Raw genomic sequence first — 1,077 nt, forward strand, 5'->3', positions numbered from 1 at the left:
GGCGAGTTGCCCGTTCCGGACGTGGAACGCCCAGATGTCCGGCGAGCACAGCCCGAGGGCGCGCACCATCATCGCGCGGAAGACGCCGCCGTGCGTCACGACGGCGAAGCGCCCCGAACGCTCCGCCAGCGTTTCGACAACCTCTCCCGCCCGCCGCTCCACGTCGCCGCGCGACTCCCCTTCCGGCGCGACCGGCGCGTCGGCGTTGCGATACTCCACCCGCATGCCCTGAGCGGCGATCTCCTCGAACGTGAGCCCCTCGGCCAGTCCGAAGTCGATCTCGACCAAGCGGTCATCGACCTTCAGCGGACAGTCGCTGTGCTCCGCAGCGGCGGCGCCGAGTACGTACGCGCGCTCGAGCGGGCTCGTCCACACCTCGTCGGGGCCGAACTCACGGACCGCATGCGGGATGCGGCGGAGCTGGTCGCGGCCCTCGTCGGTATACGGCGAAGCGCCGCGGCCTACGAGCCGGCCGTTCACGTTCGCCTCGGTCTCGGGATGACGGACGATGAGGATGTGGGTCTCCCTCACAGCGGCCAGCCCCCCTGCGCGACCGCCCACGCCGCGGCCACGAACAGCGTCGCCGTCTCGACGTAGACGATCGTCGCTCCGAGCGTGTCGCCGGTGTAGCCTCCGATCGGGCGCGTGAGGCCCCGGCACGTCACGTGCGCGACGGCGAGCGCGAACAGCGCGAGGGCCGCGTGCGTGATCGTCCACGACACCGCGCCCGCACGGCCGATGAGGACGTCGAACGCCCCGCCGCCCAAGGTGACCGCGAGCGCGAGGAGCGCCAAGGCGACGCCGATGGCCGTCGGACGCCGGGCGGCTGACGCGCCCAAGCCTTCGGCCCGCGCGGGCGTGCGCGTGAACACGCACAACGACGCCGCGAGCCGGCCTGCGACCGGTGCCGCGCCGAGCGCCCACCAGTCCCGCGACGAGTAGACGATCGCGACGCACACCACCTGCGCCACGACCATGAGCCCGACGGTGACGACGCCGAACGCGCCGGTCGCGCTGTCGGACATGATCTCGAGCCTGCGCTCGGGCGTACTACCGCCGAGCAGTCCGTCCGCCGTG

2 protein-coding genes are annotated in these 1,077 nt (G+C 72.8%); both read right to left on the bottom strand.

Features of this window, described 5'->3' with window-relative positions; translation table 11 throughout:
- On the bottom strand, window positions 1-660 hold a 660-nt coding region (locus FDZ70_11260), incomplete at its 3' end, for a histidine phosphatase family protein (GenBank protein ID TLM65228.1).
- Window positions 528-1,077, bottom strand: a 550-nt coding sequence (locus tag FDZ70_11265) for a hypothetical protein (protein ID TLM65229.1), incomplete at its 5' end; no start/stop codon positions are given. The genes FDZ70_11265 and FDZ70_11260, both read right to left, overlap by 133 nt.

It is taken from the genome of Actinomycetota bacterium (assembly GCA_005774595.1).
Lineage (GTDB): Bacteria > Actinomycetota > Coriobacteriia > Anaerosomatales > D1FN1-002 > D1FN1-002.